Genomic DNA, 21,566 nt, shown 5'->3' with positions numbered 1-21,566 from the left:
ACGGGTCATCGAACCGCCGTGGCTTTCCCGACGAGCCCTCGAACCTCCGCTACCAGCTCCGACACCGACACCGGAATCACGCTGATGATCGACGTGTGCCGGATCATGTAGCGCCCGTCGCCGGCGAAATCCACCCACTGCACACCGGTCGTTCCCTCGGTCAGCCTGCTGTCCGGTGCCGGGCCGGCGCACACCAGGATCTCGCCTGCACTGGACGGTGGACGGGAGAACAAACGCTCGTAGCGGTCGTCGTTGCTCGTGCGCGACATACTCTGCAGCAGAGGTGATCTCTCCGTGTCGCCTTCGGTGGCGGGCCGGCTCACATCGATCCGCGGGCCGGTGCCGCGCACCACGTTCGGCAACACATCCACGACGGCACGCACACCTCGGAACGATTCCATCGTCTCCAGAGTGATGACGCCGCCGGAGCGGTCGTCGATGCCGGGTGCCTGCGTCAGAACGACGGCTACGTCGTGTCCCACAGCCGCGTGCGCGCGCAGTTTCGTGTGCTCGGTGTCTCCGGTCCTCACGTGCCCGACGAGTTCCACTCGGACAACCGGCTCGACGATTGTCCGGATCGCGAAACGAAGATCCTCGTCCAGGATCTTGAGCGCGGCAGTCGTGGCCTCGTGACGTCTGCGGTGATAGTCGGCAGCGGAGTCGGCCATCGGACGATGCTGAACGGGGAACGGCAGGCGGTCTCGCCCGGATTGCTCGAGGAGCATCCTGAACACGAGACCGTCGAGTGTCCAATGCTGAAGTGTCACTCTCCGAGCACCGGGGGTGCCACGAGCGGAAGCGATCCGATCAGTTCGTCTCCGTTCACCGCGTCGATCAGGTAGCCGGGTGTCTGATGGACATCGTCGTCGCCACCTCCCCCTCCACGGCCCGCCGCAGGGGCCATGCCGCCCATACCCATTCCCGGGGTGCCGGGACGTCCAGCCGTCGCTCCGGCTGCCCCGGCGACACCGCCGCCCCCGGCCGCACCCAGTCCGCTCCCGGACGGGCCGCCGACCGACGAACCTCCTCCCGGTCCGCCGAAACCGCCTGCGCCCAGGCTGCCTGGACCCAGGCCGCCGCCACCGCGCACGCCGCCGGAGCCACCCGAAACTCCGGAACCCCCCGAACCGAACCGCGAGCCTGCGCCGCTACCTCCCGGCCGCCCGCCAGACCCGCCCGGCGCGAGTGCTCCGCCGACCGGTGATCCCGCCGCTGCGCTGCTGGTGGAGGAGGGTGCGCCGGTGCCCTGTGCTCCACCGTTTCCCTGCCCGGCACCGTAGGGGCTCGAATTGGTCTGGCCCGCAGGCGATGCAGCGGATTCTGCGGGCGCCCAGCTCGATGCCTCGGTGGAGGGAGCCTGCGGCGTTGCGGCAGCGTCGCCGCCTGGGTTCGCCGTAGTCGTCCCCGCGCTGCCGGGACCGGCACTGCCTCCGGACATACCGCCCCACCCGGAACCATCGGAATCCGGTCGAGACGCGCCAGGGGACGAAAAGGTAAGCCCCTCGGAACCGCTCAACGGGTTCAGTGCGGGCGGAAGAACCGGAACCTGAACGGCCGCTTCACGAATGACGGGCGCATACTGACTCCTCATCACGGTACGAGCAGCCTCCTCCGCTTCTTCGTGGAGGTGTTGGAAACTCTTGAGGTCACCGGGCAGCAGTGTTCTGGTGAGCCAGGAACCGACGTCGAAGATCTTTTCGCCGGTGCCGTACGGAACGGGCGGGGGCAGAGCAGCGCGGGTGGCACTCACCCCGGCCGACGTCGCTTGAACCTTCTGGGAAAGACCGTCGGCGGCCAGCATCAATTCGCCTGCCGAGGTCGCGTAGCGATCGACACCCTGCCCGGCGGCCTCGGCCGCGGCGCCCTGCCAGTTGGTCCCGACCTGGTTGGTCACCTTCAACGCGAAGGCGGCGGCGTCGGTTGCAGCGTTGTTGCCCAGAATTCGCCAGTTGCCGGACGTGGCGTCGATGTGCTCGGCCTGAAGCGCCTGCGCTTTGCTCCAGATGTCCTCGTGCGACATGACCTCGAACGGGTCGTCGTCGACGGGCCTGCCCTCGTACACCGCGGTGTACCCGAACTGCGCCATGGCGTTGTCCCTGATCTCGGCCCCGGCCTCGCGCGCCCGGTCGGAGCCACCGTTGAGTGCGAGATCCATGCCGCCGGGGAGGCCGATCACCGATGCCGCCACCGCCTCCGCTGTGGCCGGCTCCGGATTCACCGCCCACTCCGGTCAGGTCCGCTCGCGTGCATCCCCATGACTGCCCCCTGTAGTGGTCCAACCAGCTTCTACGCAACCCTTTGCCTAGTTGGACGCACCGGAGACGCTCACGGTTCCCTGTGCTCCGCGATTCGCCCGAAAAACCAGTCGAGGATCTCCTCGCCCGCGCGTCCGCCGGTTGCGGTGGTGACGGTCAAGCCAGGTGGACGAAAGTTCAGTGCCTCGAGTTCGCCGTGTGCGGGCCGAATGGCGTGGTCCGCGGCGAGCAACATGTCCGCGTCGAGTGCGCCGTCACCGGCGGCGAGGGTGATGGACTCCGGCCTCAGGGATCCGTCGTCGACGGCGCGGGCGTGGACCTCGGCGACGGCGCGGCTCTTGCTGACCACGTCGGGCATCGAGTAGATCTTGCGCCCCTGTTGAGACACGTTCCATCCACGCGCGGCGCACCACTGCGACCAGTCGTCCATGAACCCGGCAGGCACAGCGTCGGGCTCCACGACGAGATAGCAGAACAGGTCGTCGGCGGTGCGTCGTTTGAGAACCCAGTCGCCGTCGGCGCGTGCCGCGAGTTCCTGCTGGACGGCCGGTAGGTCGACGTCGTCGAAGGAGGCACGCCACGAGGCGTCGGGCACGCCGTCGACCAGGATGTTGCCTCCGTTGGTGGTGATGGCGTATCGCCACGGTGCGCCGGGCAGATCGATCCTGTCGAACTGCTCGACGGTCCTCGTCGTCGTCGGGACGACCACTGCCTCGGAGGCCAGTTTCTGCAGTAGTTCCGTCGAGCGCACGCTCATGTAGGACAACGGCCCGCCGTCGTACATCTCGACGCAGGTGACCGACGCGTCCAGCGGAAAGCCCAGAGCTGCCGACGAATAGATCATCGTGCGATCCAGGTCCACCGAGATCAGGGCAGTGCTCACGTGACGTCCTTGATCAGTCCCATGCAGGAGTACGCGAGATCGGGAACTTCGACGACGGGAACCCCCCTCGCCTCGGCGAGCATCCGAATGTGTTTGTGCTCGGGAGCTTTCGCATCACGTACCAGCACCCGCCAGGGAACGCGCCTCAGCAGGACCCGGGTGGTCTCTCCCACTCCTGGCTTGACGAAGTTGACGTGCGAGATGCCGAACTCCTCGCGCACCTTCTCCACCGACGCCCACCCGGTCCACGTCGGCGTCCGATCCGACTTCCCGATCGCCGAGGCCTCCGCGGTGGCGGCGTCGCGTACGTCGGCGAAGCGTGCGGAGACGGTGTCGAGGAGGTGGTTGGAGACGTCGTCGGCGGCGAGTTCCGCGTAGTACTTGGCTCCGTGGAAATCGCCGTCGCGGATGAGATCTGCGTTGAGGACGGTGCGGGAGACGAGGCCGGACACCGTCGAGTTGAGGCAGGCCGACGCGATGAGGAAGTCGTCTCTGGTGCCGTACGTTCTCGCGCAGTGGCCGGGGTCGGCCAGGACGGCGAGGTCGTCGTCGAAGTCGGCTCCGTCGAATTCCGCCAGTGCGGCCGAGAGTTCGCGTGCGATAGCGCCCTTGCCGGTCCAGCCGTCCACGAAGACGACCGATCGTGGGTCGTGGTGGTCGGCCAGGTACTTCAGTGCCACGGAGTCGATTCCGCGATCGCGCACGATCGACACGGCGTAGTGCGGGATCTCGATGCCGTGCATCTCGTGAGCCCAGCGACGCATCAGGATGCCGACCGGTGTGCCCGCGCGTGCGAGCGACGCGAGAACGATGTCGTGTCCCCGTTCGGCGAGTACGAGCTCGGTGACGGTGCCGACGGCAAGAGCCAATCGAGATGCGCTGTCGTGCAGAACTTCTTCGAACAACTCGCGATATGCGGCGTCGGGTTGGTACTCGACGGGCAACGATTCGGCGTAGTGGGCCGTACCTTCCTGGATTCTCCGCTCGCGTTCGGCGACGTCCGCTTCCAGGGAGATGTCGGAGAGGTCCTTCAGCAGCCACGTCACCTCGTTCGGTGCGTAGGACCCGAAGTCCGGTCCGGTCAGAGGTGTCGCGCGTCGAGACACGATGAGCCGCTGTGGATCCGCGCCGTTGACCACGACGACCAGGACGTCGGAGCCGGATGCGGCCACGACGTCGGCGACGCCGCCGGACGCGAAGAGACGGTCGGTGTCCGCGGGTGCGTCGACGATCAGCACGATCTGCGCGTTCTCCGGTCCCGACGCGTTGTAGACGTAGCGGGCTTGGGCCTCGTCGTCTTCCGGAGCGAGGAACTCGAACCCTCGGCGAAGGGGGTAGCCCGGCTCGTCGAGCACGTAGGCCGGCGACCGAGTGGTGGTCTGGAACAGTGCCGGGTGCCCACGGTCCGACAGTGCGGCTGCGACTTTCAGTGGCAGGTACATCAGTTCCTCGTGCCCGAGTACGACGACGGGCCGCCCGGGCTCGAGTGCCGACGCGACGGCGTCGGCGACCTCGGCGGCCGCGGCGACGAACGACGCGGTGTCACCGGCACGGAAACCGTGACGGCCACCGTCCGGGACCGTCTCGGGCCAGTGCGCGTCGACGCGCGTGATGGTGCCTGCGTGGTCGGCGACGGGGTTGTACGCCGGTTCCGGCAACGCGACGACGGACTCGATCAGGTCGTCCGCCAGTGCGACGCGGCCCTGGGCGAGGCTCACCGAGTCGAGGGTGACTCCCAATTCCTCGGCCGCTGCGGCGGATTCCGCGAGATGCTCGTCGGTGCGCATGTCCACGAGCGAGGCGATGACGTACCGGGTGCGTGGCGTCACGGCGTGGAGAGCTCGAACAGCGTCGAGTGCTGTTCTACCGGTGGATATCTCGTCGTCGACGAGAACGAGTGGCAGCTGTGGGTCGAGAACGCGCGGCGACGTGGGTAACAGTTGGTGGTCGGTGGCGTGGGAGTGGCCTTCCTGGAACTCGGCGTACACACCGGTTCCCGGGACGTCTCGCCGCGTCGAGTGCAGGTAGCAGTGCGCGTTCAGGCGTGCGGCGACACAGTGGCCCAGTCCCGTTGCGGTTTCCGCGAAACCGAGGACGTCGACGTCGGATCCGCCCACTGCTTCGAGAACCAGGTCTCCCAAGGCGTCGGCAGCACCGGTCACGACGGAAGGATCGACCGGAATGTGTTTGCCGAGTACCTCCGACACCAGCAGATGTGCGCGGCGGGGATTGCGCCGCAGTCCCGGTCGGACGAGCTCCTCGATGGTCCAGTCCGACGAGGTGCTCGTGGCGGTCAGGTGTATTCCCGAGGTCGGGTCGGTCATCGCTCTGCTAGCTCTTTCAGTAGTTCGACAAAGGTGATGCCCTCGTTGGTCACCCCGAACGCGCGGGCGCGCAGCAGGGTTTGGTGCGCCCAATTGCGGTGCGGGCCCAGCTCGTTCATCTTGTTACCGTATCCGGACGCCCGCACACCGCCTGCGTCGGATTCCAGGATGTCGAGAGCGTCGTGGTACTCCTCGTGGGTGACGGCCGACAGTGCGTGCACCGCCGCTACGTGCGACGGATGGATGACGGTCTTTCCTTGAATTCCGTTGGCGCGGTCCAGGGCAACCTCGCGAAGCAGCGCATCGAGGTCATGGCTGACGAGCTGGTGGCGGAAGCGCACGGCTTCCTGCTCGGCGAACGGTGTCTGGCGAAGCATGGGCCGGAACATGCGTTCGTGGTCGGCGAAGTACTCCCACACCGGTCCGGTGATGACGAACCCGGATTCGTTGCTCCGGCCCAGGTGGTTGACGATGGCGCTGATGACGTCGGCGACGACGCGCACGTCGTAGATGGTGAGGTCTCGGTCGCGACGGATCCCGAACATCCCGCACATGTCGGTGGCCCCGATGCGCACGGCGAGGATCTGTTCTCGATGATCCTGCAGCAGAGCGCGGATCGCGACGAGCTCGGTGTCGCGAGTTTCGCGGAACACCACCTCAGGTGACTCCAACACCGGCATCGAGAAGAGGCGTCGGCCGAGGCGGGTGGAACCGCGAGCGACCTCGTCGAGGAACGCACCTCCTCGTGCGGCGGTGAACTTGGGAATCACGAACCCCGCCAACGCCGACGCGTCGGTGCGGAGCGAGGTGCAGATGCGTTCGATCTGCTGCGCGGTTCGTGCGCGGACGAACACGAGCGAGCCGTGGACGTCGTCGGCGTCGAGGGCGTCGAGGGTCGCGACTGCGTTGTCGATCGCCTCTTCGAGGTTGTGATCGGCGACCGCGTCCTCGAGATCGATCACGAGCGAGCACACGCCTTCTGCACTGCGCTTGATCAACGTCTCGGTCAGGTCCGCGCGGGTCGCGGGCATGTAGAGGGTTGCCCCGAGACCGACGGCGACGAGGCCGAGATCGCCCGCGGTGTCTATCTTTTCCGGCGCGTGCAGGAACAGTCGATCCAGGACTGCCCCGTCGAGATGTCTGAAATGTTGCACCGAGATCCTTCGCGGGTAGTGACAGGTGATCTAGCGAGCCGAGCCGCGCATTCGGTCGATCACCCCGGAGATGAAGCCGGAAATACTTCTCAGGTCCTGGAGGTAGGACCAGTAGTCGGGGTGTGTTCCTGTCAGCGTTGCGGTTGCACGGTCGATTCGAGCCAGCTGAGCATCCAACACCGACCCCCATTCGGCAACCAGGGAACGATTGACGGCGAGCTGTTGTGCATCTCGTAACTTGAAGCGCACCCCGCGTTCTTCGCCCGTTGGGTCGAGCTTCACCTCACGCAGCAGTTCGAGGCGATCGGTGACGGCGTCGACCAGTTCCTCGGCGTCGGACAGGTGGCTACGCGCCTGGGCGATGTACTCGAGCGCCTGCTCCGGGTTGGACGAGGAGAACGACGCGCGGGCCGCGGACAGGTCCTCCTCGGCCTGCTCGATGTGCCGGGCGCTGTGCTGTTCGTTGTGCGAGAGATCCGCGGAACTGGCGACGTTGAACTCGCGTAGCAACGCGGAGAACGCGGGGGCGAGACGATCGAATCGGGTGCGTACCGCTTCGACTCTGGTTTTCACCGACGTCAGCGCGGCTCTGGCATCGGCGACGCGGCCCGGTGCTGCGGCAACCGCGGATTCCAGTTCTTCGGCGGCTTCCCGCACCGCCGCCGCGGCGGTACGGGCTCGCGGGGCGTCCTTCGAGCTCATCGCGGCGTCGAGGGCAGCGACCGCGGTGTCGACGCCGCGCCACGCCGAGCGAATCGAGGGGTAGTCGACGAATGCAGGATCGGCCGACGCGACGGCCAGTTGAGCCTTCTCGGCGAGCGCTGTGGCGTCCTGAGCCAATCGCGGTGTCGCGGCGAGCGCGGATCGTGCCTGTTCGAGGTCGTCGCGATGGGCCGCGTAGAACCGGTCGACGGCCTTGGCTGCTTCGCCCAGCAGGTGGGCGGCGTTCTGGAACGCAGCCTGGGCCGGTCCGGTCTCGATGCCGTCGTACTGTTCCATCGCCGCGAGGTATGCCGCGCCTGCGTCGAAGCAGGCCTTCTCGGCCGGTGCCCACGCGGTGGTCGGATCCCGATCGGGGTACATCGACCGGACGGCGTCGACGCCGGACGACGCGATGGACTGGCGCTTGTCCATATCGAGAAAAGCAGCGACGGCCGTGCTCTGTGCCTGGGATGCGTGGGCCTCGCGCGCACGCGGATCCGACTCGCCCGAGCGGCGGAAGAGTCCAGGTCGGCGACTTGTCACCAGCCCGATAGTACTGACGGGAACTTCGCGGTGTGTGGTGCGCGTTAGCGTTGTGAACCGAAGACGAAAGTGACCAATCGGGCACGCGAGACACTACGGTGTTCCTCGGTAGGGGAACTCACGGCGAAAGGAAAGTCATGGGCGTCAGCCTCAGCAAGGGCGGCAATGTCTCACTCACGAAGGCAGCTCCCAACCTGACCGCAGTCACGGTCGGCCTCGGATGGGACATCCGATCGACGACCGGGACGGACTTCGACCTCGACGCCAGCGCCATCGCGCTCGGTGCCGACAAGAAGGCCCTCAGCGATCAGCATTTCGTGTTCTTCAACAACCTGAAGTCCCCCGACGGTTCCATCGAGCACACCGGTGACAACACCACCGGTGAAGGCGATGGCGACGACGAGCAGATCAAGGTGGACCTCGCCGCCGTGCCGCCGAACGTCGACACGATCACGTTCCCCGTGTCGATCTACGACGCCGACGCACGCTCGCAGTCGTTCGGTCAGGTCCGCAACGCGTTCATCCGCGTGATCAACCAGGCCGATCAGTCGGAGTTGGCGCGCTACGACCTCAGCGAGGACGCGTCGACGGAAACGGCCATGGTCTTCGGTGAGCTCTACCGCAACGGCGCCGAGTGGAAGTTCCGTGCAGTGGGCCAGGGCTACGCGTCCGGCCTCGCCGGAATTGCCCGCGATTTCGGAGTAAACGTGTAGTAAAGCCCAGATCAAGATTGGGACTACCCCGCCTCTTCCTTCATGATTGAGGCGGGGTTTGTCGTGTGTAGACACAGCCCGGTTCGTCCCAATACCTGCGCCGGCTACAGAAAGGCCACACGCCCGTGGTTCTACGCATCTTCGGTTGGTCCATAGGCGTCACCATCGTTTCGGTGATCGTCGCCTTCCTCTACGGCGGTTGGCAGGCACTGTTCCTGGTGCTGATCCTCGGCGTTCTCGAGGTGTCGCTGTCCTTCGACAACGCGGTCATCAACGCGACCGTTCTTCGCCGCATGAGCGAGTTCTGGCAGAAGATCTTCCTCACCATCGGCATCATCATCGCGGTCTTCGGTATGCGGCTGCTGTTTCCCCTGGTCATCGTCTGGGCTGCGTCGGGTCTCGGCCCCGTCGCCGCAATCGATCTCGCACTCAACCCGCCGCCGAACGACGCCGCGTACTTCGACGACGGTCGTCCCAGTTACGAGACGCTTCTGACGGACGCGCACCCACAGATCGCGGCGTTCGGCGGCATGTTCCTGCTGATGCTGTTCCTCGGCTTCATCTTCGAGGATCGCGAGATCACGTGGCTGAGCTGGTTGGAGAAGCCACTCGCGCGGATCGGCCGGCTGGATCAACTCGCAGTCGTCGTCGCCAGCATCATCCTGGTCCTCACGGCCGAGTTCCTCGCCGAGGACGAGAAGATCTCCACAGTCATGGTTGCCGGTGTACTCGGCATGATCACCTACATCGCCGTCAATGGCCTCGGCGAGTTGTTCCACGTCGAGGAAGAGGGCGAGGAGGGCTCGGGCGGACCGAGCGAGCTTGCCAAGGCAACCGGCAAGGCCGGCTTCTTCCTGTTCCTCTACCTCGAGGTGCTCGACGCGTCGTTCTCGTTCGACGGCGTCATCGGCGCGTTCGCCATCACCGCGGACCCGATCATCATCGCTCTGGGCCTCGGCTTCATCGGCGCGATGTTCGTTCGGTCGATCACGGTGTTCCTGGTCCGCAAGGGGACGCTCAGCGACTACGTGTACCTCGAGCACGGGGCGCATTGGGCGATCGGTGCACTGGCGATCATCCTGATGGTGTCCATCGGCGTGCACATCAACGAGATCATCACCGGATTGGTCGGTGTGTTCTTCATCGGTGCGGCGTTCATCAGTTCAGTGGTACGGAACCGGAAGCTGGAAGCCGCAGGCACCGACACGCACATGCACGTCTAGTCCTCACCAATCGTCGAGCTTCGTATGGCCGTCCTGTAGCGCACGCGCGAACAGGGCGGCCTTCGTCGGTGCAGGCCTGCCCACGGCGGAGTATTTCTGACGAATCCGGGTCAGGTGAGTGTTGATGGTTCCCACGGAAATGTGGACGGATGCAGCCGCGACGGTTTTCGAGTCCGACGCGAACCAGGCGATCATCACTTCCACTTCCCGCGCGCTGAGCGGTGGTCTGCGATACACGTGCTTACTACGTTCTCCGATCGATGAAACAGACGTCGGTGCGTGCGTACGCATCGGTGCAACGAACACGGAAAAGTACCCCCAGACGAGAAGAATCCCGGACTTGAAAAACAATCACTGAAAACATCGATGACGCCCGACCGCCGTGGTCCGATCCTGTAGCCGTGACGGCCGTCCGGCCAGCCCAACCAGGGGGTCCGTACAGGTCAATACACCGAGACCTACTTCGACCACCGTGAAACCGACCGTTCGCTTATAGTTCCGCCATGACAGCGGTCCAGCCCGATCCCCGCACCATCACCACCAAGGCCGAACTGACCGCGGGCCTGCGCTCGGTGCGGGAGAACTCGGGCAAGACGTATCGAGAACTGGTGAAATTGTCCGGCGCCCTCCACGGCACCATCAGCGGATGGTTCTCCGGCCAACACCTTCCGATGGACGCCAGCGCCGACATGTTCGACAGGGTCCTGCGCGAGTGCGGCGTCGGCGACGCGGACGAACGAGCCCTGTGGTGGGACGCCGTCGTCCGGGTGCGCCCCGCGTCGGGCAAGCGCCCCGACCGCAGCCGGGCGCCGTACAAGGGCCTCGAATCGTTCGAGGCGTCGGACGCGGAATGGTTCTTCGGGCGGTCCGACGTCGTCGCCGAGCTTCGCGAGAAAGTACGTCGCGTCGCCGACGACGGGGGCGGGGTCGTCTTCGTCCTCGGGGCATCGGGATCGGGTAAGTCGTCGGTACTGCGGGCGGGTTTGGCGGCGTCCCTCGGCGGCGCCGGGGTGAACGGTGCTCGGGTGCTTACCGGACTGTCCGGCATCGAAGCCTGGTCGACGACGGCAACCACGAGTTCCAATCCGACGGACCGAACGGACGGCAGTGTCGTCGTCCTCGACCAGGTCGAGGAGTTGTGGACGCTCGCCGGCGCGGATCGGCGGCACGCCGTTCTGGCTGCGGTGCAGCGGAAGGTGGTGGCGGGTGCCGTCGTCGTGATGGGTCTGCGCGCCGACTTCTATCAGAACGCGGTGGCCGAGGACGTCCTGAGGCCCGGCCTCGTCGACAATCCGATCGTGCTCGGTCGCCTTCGTCCGGACCAGCTGCGGGACGCCATCGTCGAACCCGCACGCAAGGCCGGAATCGGCGTCGACGACGCACTGCTTCGGACCTTGTTGTCGGAGATGGAGCCGTCGGGCACGGTGTTCGCGCACGATCAGGGTGCACTCCCGATGCTGTCGCACGCACTGCTCGCGACGTGGTCGACGGCGACGGGCCCGACGATGACCGTCGACGACTACTTCTCCACCGGCGGGATACCGGGGGCTGTCGGCCAGTCCGCCGAGGCCGTCTACTCGTCGCTCGACCCGGCTCAGCAGATCGCCGCGGCCCTGGTCTTCGTGCGATTGGTCAACATCGAGGACGACGTCCTGACGCGTCGACGCGTGGACCGCGGCGAACTTCTCCGCGGGGAGGGCACCGACGCCGACGTCGAAGTGGTGGTGGAGCGTTTCGCGGCGGCGCGTCTTCTCACCGTCGAAGAGGACTCGGTGTCGGTGACACACGAGGTGCTGCTGACAGCCTGGGATCGGCTTCGCCGATGGATCGACGGGGACCGGCAGTGGCATCTGGTGCATCGCCGCCTCACCGACGCTGCCGTGCTGTGGGATCACAGTGGGCGCGACTCGACGGTGCTTCTGCCCGCGAGTCGCCTCGATGCCCTGCACGATTCGCTCGCCGAGGGCGACCGGGAGGGTGACCTCAACGTCGTCGAACGTGACTACCTCGCCGCGAGCGAGAGGCGAGTCGCTCACACCGAGTCGCAGCAGCGCAGGCGTCGGCGAGTGCTCGAGGTGTTGACCGCAGCGCTCGCGGTGCTGACGGTCGTGGCGGTGGTGTCGGCGGTGGTCGCGTTCTCGGCGAGCAGCGATGCGGACGACAGGCGCATCGAGGCCGAAGCCGCGTTGGCGGGTCAGTTGGCGGGCTCGGCCGAGCGCTTCCGCGCACTCGACCCAGGCCTGTCGGTTCATCTGGCCCTCGCTGCGTACGAGATCGATCCGGCGACGGCAGCGAGATCGGCGCTGCTCGACGCTTCGGCGGTGCATGCTCCTGTCCGGCTGCCCGGCGTGTCGGGCGAGACCGTCGCGCGAGTCGATTCCACCGGGGAGGTTCTCGCGGCTGCGGGCGCCGACGGCACGGTCCGGTTGTGGTCGCTCGGTGCACCGGCTCGCGCCCGCGGGACCGTCGACATCGGGGAACCGGGCAGCGCGCTCACCGTCGCGTTCGCGCCGACGAGCCGGACTCTGGCGGTGTCGGGTGCGTCGGGAACAAGCCTGTGGGACATTGCCGACGTCGATTCGCCGGCGCTCCTGTCGGCCGTCGGCGACGACGCGACGACGGCGAAAGCGATGGCGTTCGCGCCCGACGGATCGTCGTTGGCGCTGGTGTCCGGCGGCGGCGCCGTCTCGGTGTGGAACGTGGCCGACCCGGCGGCGCCCACTCTCGCCGTCGTTCCGGCGACGTCGGTCCCGATGAATGCCGTGGCGTTTTCTCCCGACGGATCGGCACTGGTCGCGGCGGGCAAGGCTCGTGGGTTGCAGGTGTGGGAGATGCCGGCGCTGACCACGACCTCCTTCGAGATTCCGTCGGACGGCGGCACCTACGACTACCTGTCGGTGACGTACTCCCCGGACGGTCGCACGATCGCTGCAGGAACGACAGGTCGAGACGTGGCGCGTTGGGCCGTCGAACCCGGTGGTCGCCTCGCCGCACTAGCACCGCTGACCGGCTTCACCAGTTACGTCAACGACGTGGCATTCGACGGCACCGGATCGGAACTCGCCGCCGTCAGTTCCGACAACTCGATCAAGACGTGGGATGCGGCGACGGGTGTTCTACGTGAAACATTGCCGGGATCGACGGTCGTCATGTCGGTCGACTACGCACCGGACGATTCCGCTCTGATCACGGCGGGGCAGGACGGAGTCACCCGCGTCTGGCCCCTGCCTGGACCGGTGATGCCAGGACAGACCGACACCGTCTTCATCAACCCGACGGACGGCAGCGGAACACGAGTCCTCGCCGGCGTCGGTTCGCGCGGCGACGGCCTTCGATTGTGGGATGTCACAGATCCGGACCGACCGATCGCGTCCGCGAGGCCGCTGTCCCCGACCACCGCCGACCCGCTGACGGGTGCGGCGGCGCTGTCGTGGGATGGATCGTTGGCCGCCGGTGGCACGTCGTCGGGAGCGTTCCAACTGTGGGACGTCCGGGCGCCGCAGAATCCGATTGCGCTCGGAACCCCGCACGCCGCCGTCGACTCGCTCGTGGCGTCGTTGGCGTTCACCCGTACCGGTGATCTGCTGGCCGTGTCCCCGCAGAACACTCCCGACGTCGAACTCTGGGACGTCCGCGATCCGTCGCGGCCCACGCGGCTGTCCGGCTTCGACGTCGGCAACAATCCGCAGGTCATGGCCTTCAGTCCGGACGAACGAACGCTGGCCGTTCCGACGCTGAACGACGAGGTCGAACTGTGGAACGTCAGCGACCCGGCGGCCCCGGTGAAGGTGTCGACTGTCGCGGGCTTCTCCGGCGACGCGCAGGCAGCGGCGTTCTCACCCGACGGGCGACTGCTCGCCGCGGGCAGTGCGGACCACACGCTCCGACTGTGGGACGTCGCCGATCCGACGACGCCGCGCCACGTCGCCCAGATCGTCGGTCCGAGGGAGGCGGTGTATTCGGTGGCGTTCGATCCGAGTGGCACCAGACTCGTTGCAGGCGTCGACGGTCAGTCGATGTGGATGTGGGACATCTCCGACCCGTTCGATCCGCGGACGTTCGCCACGCTGACCGCCTACGGCAACCGCGTCAACGACGCCGTGTTCACCGCAGGCGGTGCCGCAGTGATCGGCGGTGGACCGGAGAAGGACCTACGAGTATGGCGGACCGATCCCGAGGACGTGGTCGAAAGGATCTGCGCCGGTGGAGGATCGACGATCACCCGGGAGGAGTGGGATCAGTATCTCCCGGGATCGCCGTTCCGCGAGCTGTGCTGATTCGAGAGCTGTGCTGATTCGTGAGCTCGGCAGATGGTGGGCGTCAGAGATCGGCGATGTCGATCAGGCCGTCCTGCAGGGCACGGGCAACGAGCGACGCCTTGGTGGACGCGGTACGGCCAACAGCGGCGTACTTCGCGCGAATACGCGTGAGATGAGTGTTGACAGTTCCCAGCGACAGGAACAGCGACTTAGCGACCTCGACCTTGGAGTCGCACTTGATCCAGCCGGTGAGCACCTCGATCTCGCGCTGGGTGAGCATGGGCCGAGGCAGAAACGGTCCGGTTGCGCGCGATCCGCCGGTCGGAGGCAGCTGGATGGGCGGTGGGACGAGAGACATGGTCCGTCGCGGAGCTGCGTTGCCGAGCCCGCTGCCCGTACCCGAGGCCGAGGCGTCGAAGGCTGAAGCGTCGAAGGCTGAAGCGTCGATGCTGACTGTCATGTGAATTCTCCCCGAGGTTCCTGCGGTTGTGGCTTGGCACAACCATTCGCGTAAATGATCTTCACAGTTGACTGCCAGGTTTGTCTGCCCTGAAAACTAGGGGCATTGAAACGACAACCATGTACACGGCGTGCACTGTGACCGAGATGACGTACAGGCGCGGTGGCCCGTCAGTTCTGGTTGGGTGGCTCCGGCATCGGGAGCCAGCCGTCTTCCACGGCCCGCTTGTAGAGATCGGTCTTGGTCGGCGCTGGCCTGCCTGCCTCGGCGTACTTGTTCCGGATACGCACGAGGTAGTCGTTGACCGTCTGCTCGGACAACCCGGCCAGCCGAGCGACGCGAGCAGCTTTCTCGCCGGATGCGTACAGCGCCAGGACTTCGCGTTGGCGTGGGCTGAGTCCGACGTCGGGAAGATGCGGATCACCGTCGATGGCCGCGGCCCAGTCGGTCGTGACCACCTGACCACCTGCGGCTGCCCGGCGAATGGCCGAGACGATCGCGGCGGCGGGTTCCGACTTGCGGACCACGCCGAGCACGCCCGCCCTCGCGGCGGAACGCACGAGGAACGGGTTCTCGGCACCGGTGTAGACGAGGACCTGCACGCCGACGGAGTGCAGCCTCTCGACGTTGGACCTCGGCGACGAACCGTCACCCAGCCGAAGATCGAGTACGACGAGATCCAGCCGGTGGCCGAGTCCTACGAGCTCGTCGACGGTGGTGGTCACGGCGACGAGCTCGAGATCGGCTTCGTCGGACAGAATGGCGCGGAGACCGACCGCGACGGACTCGTGGTCCTCGACCAGGCCGATCCGTCGGCGACCTGCCGCGGCGTCGGGCACGGTGTCGCTGCCCATCGACGTCTGCGCCGGCAGCGGTTGCCCTGCTGCTGGTGAATGCGGTTCATCCGCCGCGATGTGCGGTGTCGTCGCCCCCGGAACCACTGTCATTGCCCCACCTCTGATGTCTCAGCCGAGGTGAACTCGGCTGCCTGAGACGAATGTCGAACAACGCGACCGGTTCGTTACGTCTGCGGTGTGGAACGGGGAGAAGTCAGGACTCGGTCAGGGAGCAGCGGATGTCGACGACGTCGACGAGGCGGGAACGTCGGGCGCCGGGACGTCGCCGTCGCGGCGGGACGCATCGAAACGGGGCCGGGCCCGCGCGAACACGAAGAACGCGACGACCAGCAGTACTGCGCGACCCCAGACCCCGAATTCGACGAAGAATTCCTCGGTACCCGCATCGGCGCCCTGAGCGAGCGCGGCGAAGTACCGGAAGACGCCGATGCCCATCGACAGATCGGCCACCAGGTAGGCCGCGACCAGAGCCCACGGCACTCGGAGCAGGACGAAGAACGGGATGAGCCACAACGTGTACTGAGGTGAATGGACTTTGTGCAGCAGCAGGAATCCGCACAGCATGGATCCGCTGACAGCCACCCACGGGTACACGTGCTCGGTACTCGCGCGACGCACACCCATCCACAGCGCAAGACCGAACGCCGCGAACACCAGAAGGGGCGACAGAATGTCGACGGTGTTCTGGAACGCCGTCTCGGCCTGCTCGTGACTTTCCGCCGTCATCGCGTCGGTCACCCACAGTTGCCGCAGACCCCAGTACCAGATCGAGTTCGTGGTGATGTCGGCTTGCCGCAGACTCTGGAACGCGAACGACGCCTTCCATCCCTCGTATCCGAGGACCGCGAAGGGAAGATTGACGACGACGACGGTTCCTGCCGCAGCGGCGAGGACGGACAGCGCGCCGCGCAGGTCCAACTTGGTTCCCGGCACCCGGCCCGTCGCGCCGCCGTACGCGACGTACGCGGCGAGTGGGAGGACGAAGGCGCCCGGGTACAGCTTGAGACAGAATCCCACTCCCAGCAGTATCGCCGCGAGAACAGCCTTCACCCGCAACGACATCCGCATGCTCATCACGAACACTGCACCGACGGCCGTCGCGACCACGGGCAGTTCCCAGTTTTGGAACGCGTACATGACCAACGGTGGACCCACCGACCACAGCAACGCGGACTTGCCGGCCAATCGGCCCAGCATCCAGGCCGTGATCAGCCCGAACGGCGCGAGAAGCAGAGCCGTGTAGAGGAGGAACTCGGCGTCGGTGTGGGCCGGTACCGCACCCAGCCACATCAACACCCCGCTCAGCACGGGGTACTCGACCGTTCCACCCGTCAACACCCCGTTGGAGGTGATCGCCCCGTGAAGGTAGGGGAACACGTGGTTGTCGATGTCGCGGCCGAGCCACAGGAACTGAATGTCGGAGTAGCAGACCCAACTGTCCTTGACGGAGTCGAACGTCGTGCTCCGGCCGTTGTCGTAGAACGGCGCCACGGCACAGCGGGCCTTGTTGAGGTAGCCGAGAATCAACGTCAGCGCACAGGACGCGACCAGGACGATCATCGTCGACGTCGACGCGGCAGCCGATGGCAGGCGACGCCCACGAGACGACCGTCCACCCGGATGCATGAGGTAAGCCTAGGACGAGCCGAGGCGGTCGTCGGAACCGTCGTCTGATTTCGCAGGTCAGGGCATGGCCGTGTACCCTCCAAGGGTTGCTGACGCAACGACCCTCCTGCCGCGGATCGTCCGCGGCCGTTTTCACTCAGTCCACAGGAGGTGATGAGGTCTTATGCGTCATTACGAATTGATGGTCATTCTCGACCCCAATCTGGACGAGCGCACTGTCGCTCCGTCGCTCGATACGTTCCTCAACGTCGTTCGCAAGGACGGCGGCAGCGTCGACAAGGTCGACGTCTGGGGCAAGCGTCGTCTGGCCTACGAGATCGCCAAGCACGCCGAGGGCATCTACGCCGTTGTGAACATCAACGCCGCGCCTGCCACCGTCAGCGAGCTCGACCGCCAGCTCGGACTCAACGAGTCCGTTCTGCGCACGAAGGTCCTGCGACAGGGCAAGTAATTGTCGTTGCTCGCCTCTAGGCTGGCATCAACAAAGACTTACTACTGAAAGAGGAACCATGGCAGGCGAGACCGTCATCACCGTCGTCGGGAACTTGACGGCAGATCCAGAACTTCGTTTCACCCCGGCCGGTGCGGCCGTGGCCAACTTCACTGTTGCGTCCACACCGCGCACGTTCGACCGTCAGTCCAACGAATGGAAAGACGGAGACGCACTCTTCATGCGCTGCAACATCTGGCGTGAAGCTGCGGAGAACGTGGCCGAGAGCTTGACCCGCGGGGCACGCGTCGTCGTGACCGGCAGGCTCAGGCAGCGTTCGTACGAAACGCGTGAAGGTGAGAAGCGGACTGTCGTCGAGCTCGAAGTCGACGAGATCGGTCCCTCGCTTCGCTACGCCACCGCCAAGGTCAACAAGGCCAATCGTGGTGGAGGTGGCGGAGGCGGCGGCTTCGGTGGTTCCTCGGGTGGATCGGGCGGCGGACGCTCGAACTCCAACTCGGGATCCAATTCCGGCGGAGACGACCCTTGGGGCAGTGCCCCGCAGGCGTCGGGCTCCTTCGGTGGGTCCCGCGGTGGGGACGACGAGCCTCCGTTCTAGATCCTTCGTGATCGAGAACAACCAGACGTAACGGAGAAAGACCATGCCGAAACCGCCATTGCGCGACAAGGTGCTCAAGAAGAAGGCGTGTTCCTTCTGCAAGGAAAAGAACACACAGATCGACTACAAGGACACGACGCTGCTGCGTAAGTACGTCAGCGACCGCGGAAAGATCCGCGCGCGTCGAGTCACCGGCAACTGCGTCCAGCATCAGCGTGACGTGGCCGTTGCCGTGAAGAACTCGCGTGAGGTAGCTCTGCTGCCTTACGCCGCGACGGCACGATAAGAAAGGAGCGATCATCATGAAGCTGATCCTCACCGCTGATGTGGACAACCTCGGTGCGCCCGGCGACACCGTAGAGGTCAAGGACGGATACGGCCGCAACTTCCTGCTGCCCCGTGGACTGGCCATTCAGGCCACCCGCGGAGCCCAGAAGCAGGTCGAAGGCATCCGCCGCGCTCAGGAAGCTCGCGCTGTTCGCGGCCTCGAGCACGCCAACGAGCTCAAGCAGGCCATCGAAGGACTCGAGTCGGTTTCCCTGTCGGTCAAGACCGCAGGTGACTCGGGCAAGCTGTTCGGCTCCGTGACGGCTTCGGACGTCGCGTCTGCCATCAAGGCAGCAGGCGGACCGGTCGTCGACAAGCGCAGCATCGATCTCCCCAAGGCTCACATCAAGGCAACGGGCAAGCACGACGTCGTCGTGAACCTGCACCCCGATGTGGCTGCGAAGTTCAAGCTGGAGGTCGTCGGAAGCTGATTCAAGCTTCTGGCCCGATACGGCTGGAAAAAGCCCCACGAACCTTGGTTCGTGGGGCTTTTTTCGTGGTTTGTCACAAAAAATACACTGCCGCAACGGTTTTCAATTGTGAGGAGACTCTCATCACGGGCGCGTAACCCAAGGTTTGCGTACCCTTTAACGAGGGGCGACAGAAGCACACAGATGTGCGTACGCGACACGCAAACGACCGACCAGACGCCTAGACGCCCGGAGGACCTGCCGTGACCACGACAGTCGACAAAGATTCATCGGACAGCGAGTCATCAACGAAAGGATCCGAGTCTCCATCTCGGATCGGGAGCATTCTGAAGTTCGACGTACCGGCATCGCTGGTCGTTTTCCTTGTGGCGGTGCCACTTTCGATCGGTATCGCAGTTGCATCGGGTGCGCCCGTGATGGCCGGGCTGATCGCAGCCGTGATCGGCGGCATTCTCGCCGGCGCACTGGGTGGATCGCCGTTGCAGGTCAGTGGACCGGCCGCAGGTCTGACCGTGGTGGTGGCCGAGCTCGTCAATCAATTCGGTTGGGCCGTAACGTGCCTCATCACCGTTGGAGCAGGTGCGGTGCAGATCCTGTTGGGTCTGAGCCGAATTGCCCGGCACGCGCTCGCCATCTCGCCGGTGGTTGTGCATGCCATGCTTGCCGGAATCGGTGTAACCATTGCGCTGCAACAGATTCACGTTCTGCTCGGTGGTGAATCCGAGAGCTCCGCGGTCGAGAATCTGCTGGCCATCCCCACGTCGGTTGCCGACGGCCAGTGGCCGTCGATCCTCGTCGGTGGCGTCGTCATCGCGTTGATGTTGCTGTGGCCGAGGCTGCCGGGTGCAGTGTCGAAGGTGCCCGGTGCACTCGTGGCCGTCGTCGCGGCAACCGCCTTGTCCGTTGTTCTCGATCTGAACGTCGAACGAATCGATCTGCCAGGCAACCTGATCGAGGCGCTGAGCCTCCCCGCGCTTCCCGAAGGCCAGTGGGCAGGCATCGCCACCGGTGTTCTGACCATCGCGTTGATCGCCAGCGTGGAGAGCTTGCTGTCCGCCGTCGCGGTGGACAAGATGCACACCGGACCGCGCACCAACTTCGACCGTGAACTGCTCGGACAGGGTGCGGCCAACATGGTCTCCGGTGCCGCAGGTGGCCTCCCCGTCACCGGTGTGATCGTGCGCAGTTCCACCAACGTCAAGGCCGGTGCCAAGTCGCGTGCGTCGGCGATCCTGCACGGTCTGTGGATCCTGGTCTTCTCCGTTCTCTTCATCTCGGTCGTCGAGCTGGTTCCGTTCGCCGCACTCGCCGGTCTACTGGTCATGATCGGCGTGCAGCTGATCAAGCTGGCAGACATCAGGATTGCCCGCAAGACGGGTGACATCGCGGTGTACGCGGTCACCGTTCTCGGCGTGGTTGCACTGAACCTGCTGGAGGGCGTGCTGATCGGATTGGCGCTCGCCATCTTCCTGGTTCTCCGTCGCGTCGTGTGGGCGCACGTGCACGCCGACGAGACAGTCGACGGTTCCTGGCGCGTACACATGCAAGGTTCGCTGAGTTTCCTGTCGCTTCCTCGCCTGACCCACGTGTTGTCCTCCGTACCAAGCGGTTCCAAGGTCAACATGGAACTTGCCGTCGACTTCCTGGACCACGCAGTGCACGAACATCTGCACGAATGGGTACGTCAGCACGAGCTCGGTGGCGGCACGGTGCAGATCGAGGAGAACGGATCCGCCTCGCTCGCAGCCGCAGCCGAAGCACCGCCGAAGCGCGGACTCGCAAGCGTCCGTGGCTCGCTGGCCCCGTGGTCGGCATGGCAGCTGAAGGAAGACAGTGCGGTCGACGACAACCCGCCCGCACTGCGACCGGTCCTGTCCGGCGTCGCCGAGTACCACCGGACCCACGCCGAGGCCATCAAGCCGCACCTGCAGGGCCTCACCGAATTCCAGGACCCGGACACGTTCTTCCTGTGCTGCGTCGACTCGCGGGTCATGCCCAACACCATCACCAGCAGCGGACCGGGCGACCTCTTCACCGTGCGGAACATGGGCAACATGATCCCCGCACAGGGTCAGGACACCTCGGTGGAAGCCTCGCTCGCCTACGGCGTCGACGTCCTCGGCACCAGCTCCGTCGTCGTCTGCGGCCACTCCGGCTGCGGTGCGATGAAAGCTGTCCTCGCCGGACCGGACAAAGCAGGCGACGAACGCGTCGTCGAATGGCTCGAACACGGCCTCGCAAGCCTCGAGGCCTACCGCAGCGGGCACCCCGTCGGACGCGCAGCCGCAGAACTCGGCTTCTCCGAAGGCGACCAGCTCGCCATGGTCAACGTCGCAGTACAGCTACAGACCCTCACCCGACACCGCGTCGTCGGCCGCGCCTCCGCAGAGGGGAAACTGAGGGTCACAGGGCTCTTCTTCGACATCCCCACCGCCCGCGTCCTCCAAATCAGCACCAAGGACATCACCGTCCTCGACACAGCCGAAATCCAGCCCGCCTGACCCGCCCGGCCCTCGGCCTCCAGCGCGTCTCACGCCCTACGCCCCCATTTCGGACCGAATGTACCGTCCGGTCACTCAGAGTGACCGAACGCCACATTGGGTCCGGATGGGGGCGTGTGTCGTCCACCCGGTTCGTGAGCGAACGTGCCGTTCGGTCACTTGGAGTGACTGAACGCCACATTGGGTGCGGATGGGGGCGTGTGTCGTCCGCCCGATTGGTGAGCGAACGTGCCGTTCGGTCACTTGGAGTGACTGAACG

Annotated in this window: 18 protein-coding genes; 8 read left to right on the top strand and 10 right to left on the bottom strand. The window is 65.7% G+C overall.

Annotation, left to right across the window (positions count from 1 at the left end; genetic code table 11):
• Positions 1-5 precede the first annotated feature (5 nt).
• The 6 genes from CH289_RS08680 to CH289_RS08655 all read right to left on the bottom strand — a co-directional run bounded on the left by CH289_RS08680 (position 6) and on the right by CH289_RS08655 (position 7,750).
• Positions 6-767: an ESX secretion-associated protein EspG gene (locus CH289_RS08680; RefSeq protein ID WP_020110439.1), complete on the bottom strand. Its 762-nt coding sequence runs from the start codon at positions 765-767 to the stop codon at positions 6-8.
• Positions 764-2,218: a hypothetical protein gene (locus CH289_RS08675; protein ID WP_020110438.1), complete on the bottom strand. Its 1,455-nt coding sequence runs from the start codon at positions 2,216-2,218 to the stop codon at positions 764-766. The genes CH289_RS08680 and CH289_RS08675 overlap by 4 nt, the downstream gene beginning before the upstream one ends.
• Positions 2,219-2,325: 107 nt before the next feature.
• Positions 2,326-3,138, bottom strand: coding sequence for a hypothetical protein (locus CH289_RS08670; RefSeq protein ID WP_020110437.1), 813 nt, complete (start codon positions 3,136-3,138; stop codon positions 2,326-2,328).
• Positions 3,135-5,462 (bottom strand): phosphoribosyltransferase, encoded by a 2,328-nt coding sequence (locus CH289_RS08665; RefSeq protein WP_094727774.1) that lies wholly within the window; start codon positions 5,460-5,462, stop codon positions 3,135-3,137. Before CH289_RS08665 ends, CH289_RS08670 begins: the two co-directional genes overlap by 4 nt.
• Positions 5,459-6,616: an HpcH/HpaI aldolase/citrate lyase family protein gene (locus tag CH289_RS08660; RefSeq protein WP_020110435.1), complete on the bottom strand. Its 1,158-nt coding sequence runs from the start codon at positions 6,614-6,616 to the stop codon at positions 5,459-5,461. The genes CH289_RS08665 and CH289_RS08660 overlap by 4 nt, the downstream gene beginning before the upstream one ends.
• A gap of 30 nt (positions 6,617-6,646) precedes the next feature.
• Positions 6,647-7,750 (bottom strand): hypothetical protein, encoded by a 1,104-nt coding sequence (locus CH289_RS08655; protein WP_020110434.1) that lies wholly within the window; start codon positions 7,748-7,750, stop codon positions 6,647-6,649.
• Between the two features lie 248 nt (positions 7,751-7,998).
• Here CH289_RS08655 and CH289_RS08650 point away from each other — a divergent pair, with 248 nt between their 5' ends.
• A complete protein-coding gene (locus tag CH289_RS08650; protein ID WP_019665152.1) occupies positions 7,999-8,574 on the top strand; it encodes a TerD family protein in 576 nt (191 codons plus the stop codon).
• 125 nt (positions 8,575-8,699) lie between these two features.
• Positions 8,700-9,797 carry a DUF475 domain-containing protein gene (locus CH289_RS08645; protein WP_019665153.1) on the top strand — a complete coding sequence of 366 codons (1,098 nt, stop codon included), beginning with the start codon at positions 8,700-8,702 and terminating at the stop codon, positions 9,795-9,797.
• Positions 9,798-9,800: 3 nt separating this feature from the next.
• Here the strand turns inward: CH289_RS08645 and CH289_RS08640 are convergent, their stop codons facing one another.
• Positions 9,801-10,034, bottom strand: a complete 234-nt coding sequence (locus CH289_RS08640) for a LuxR C-terminal-related transcriptional regulator (RefSeq protein WP_020110433.1) — start codon at positions 10,032-10,034, stop codon at positions 9,801-9,803.
• 266 nt (positions 10,035-10,300) lie between these two features.
• On the opposite strand from CH289_RS08640, the gene CH289_RS08635 reads away from it, so the two are divergent.
• Positions 10,301-14,074, top strand: a complete 3,774-nt coding sequence (locus CH289_RS08635; protein ID WP_020110432.1) for an nSTAND1 domain-containing NTPase — start codon at positions 10,301-10,303, stop codon at positions 14,072-14,074.
• 43 nt (positions 14,075-14,117) lie between these two features.
• Here CH289_RS08635 and CH289_RS08630 read toward each other — a convergent pair whose 3' ends face one another.
• The 3 genes from CH289_RS08630 to CH289_RS08620 all read right to left on the bottom strand — a co-directional run bounded on the left by CH289_RS08630 (position 14,118) and on the right by CH289_RS08620 (position 16,933).
• On the bottom strand, positions 14,118-14,516 hold the full coding sequence (locus CH289_RS08630) for a response regulator transcription factor (protein WP_019665156.1): 399 nt from the start codon (positions 14,514-14,516) through the stop codon (positions 14,118-14,120).
• Positions 14,517-14,686: 170 nt separating this feature from the next.
• Positions 14,687-15,370, bottom strand: coding sequence for a response regulator transcription factor (locus tag CH289_RS08625; RefSeq protein ID WP_170947527.1), 684 nt, complete (start codon positions 15,368-15,370; stop codon positions 14,687-14,689).
• Positions 15,371-15,577: 207 nt separating this feature from the next.
• Positions 15,578-16,933, bottom strand: coding sequence for a glycosyltransferase family 87 protein (locus CH289_RS08620; protein ID WP_094727773.1), 1,356 nt, complete (start codon positions 16,931-16,933; stop codon positions 15,578-15,580).
• A gap of 229 nt (positions 16,934-17,162) precedes the next feature.
• Between CH289_RS08620 and rpsF the strand changes: the two genes are divergently transcribed.
• The 5 genes from rpsF to CH289_RS08595 all read left to right on the top strand — a co-directional run bounded on the left by rpsF (position 17,163) and on the right by CH289_RS08595 (position 21,307).
• Positions 17,163-17,450: a 30S ribosomal protein S6 gene (gene rpsF, locus CH289_RS08615; protein WP_026347802.1), complete on the top strand. Its 288-nt coding sequence runs from the start codon at positions 17,163-17,165 to the stop codon at positions 17,448-17,450.
• 58 nt (positions 17,451-17,508) lie between these two features.
• Positions 17,509-18,048, top strand: coding sequence for a single-stranded DNA-binding protein (locus CH289_RS08610; protein ID WP_019665160.1), 540 nt, complete (start codon positions 17,509-17,511; stop codon positions 18,046-18,048).
• 43 nt (positions 18,049-18,091) lie between these two features.
• Complete coding sequence (rpsR, locus tag CH289_RS08605) at positions 18,092-18,334, top strand: 30S ribosomal protein S18 (protein ID WP_019665161.1); 243 nt, start codon at positions 18,092-18,094, stop codon at positions 18,332-18,334.
• A gap of 16 nt (positions 18,335-18,350) precedes the next feature.
• Entirely contained in the window at positions 18,351-18,806 is a 456-nt protein-coding gene (gene rplI, locus CH289_RS08600) for a 50S ribosomal protein L9 (protein ID WP_019665162.1), read from the top strand.
• Positions 18,807-19,048: 242 nt separating this feature from the next.
• A complete protein-coding gene (locus CH289_RS08595) occupies positions 19,049-21,307 on the top strand; it encodes a SulP family inorganic anion transporter (protein WP_020110429.1) in 2,259 nt (752 codons plus the stop codon).
• The last annotated feature ends 259 nt before the right edge of the window (positions 21,308-21,566 follow it).

Source organism: Rhodococcus sp. RS1C4, from assembly GCF_002258225.1.
In the GTDB taxonomy this organism is placed as follows: Bacteria; Actinomycetota; Actinomycetes; order Mycobacteriales; family Mycobacteriaceae; genus Rhodococcoides; species Rhodococcoides fascians_E.
The sequence above is the reverse complement of the archived record's forward strand: the minus strand, read 5'-3'. Positions and strand labels throughout refer to the sequence as shown.

What these genes read in the sequence shown, in the direction of transcription:
- CH289_RS08665 (WP_094727774.1), bottom strand. Translation starts at nt 5,462, where the DNA reads ATGACCGACCCGACCTCGGGAATACACCTGACCGCCACGAGCACCTCG.
- CH289_RS08655 (WP_020110434.1), bottom strand. Translation starts at nt 7,750, where the DNA reads ATGGACAAGCGCCAGTCCATCGCGTCGTCCGGCGTCGACGCCGTCCGG.
- CH289_RS08650 (WP_019665152.1), top strand. Translation starts at nt 7,999, where the DNA reads ATGGGCGTCAGCCTCAGCAAGGGCGGCAATGTCTCACTCACGAAGGCA.
- CH289_RS08635 (WP_020110432.1), top strand. Translation starts at nt 10,301, where the DNA reads ATGACAGCGGTCCAGCCCGATCCCCGCACCATCACCACCAAGGCCGAA.
- CH289_RS08630 (WP_019665156.1), bottom strand. Translation starts at nt 14,516, where the DNA reads ATGACAGTCAGCATCGACGCTTCAGCCTTCGACGCTTCAGCCTTCGAC.
- CH289_RS08625 (WP_170947527.1), bottom strand. Translation starts at nt 15,370, where the DNA reads ATGGGCAGCGACACCGTGCCCGACGCCGCGGCAGGTCGCCGACGGATC.
- CH289_RS08620 (WP_094727773.1), bottom strand. Translation starts at nt 16,933, where the DNA reads ATGATCGTCCTGGTCGCGTCCTGTGCGCTGACGTTGATTCTCGGCTAC.
- rpsF (WP_026347802.1), top strand. Translation starts at nt 17,163, where the DNA reads ATGCGTCATTACGAATTGATGGTCATTCTCGACCCCAATCTGGACGAG.
- CH289_RS08610 (WP_019665160.1), top strand. Translation starts at nt 17,509, where the DNA reads ATGGCAGGCGAGACCGTCATCACCGTCGTCGGGAACTTGACGGCAGAT.
- rpsR (WP_019665161.1), top strand. Translation starts at nt 18,092, where the DNA reads ATGCCGAAACCGCCATTGCGCGACAAGGTGCTCAAGAAGAAGGCGTGT.
- rplI (WP_019665162.1), top strand. Translation starts at nt 18,351, where the DNA reads ATGAAGCTGATCCTCACCGCTGATGTGGACAACCTCGGTGCGCCCGGC.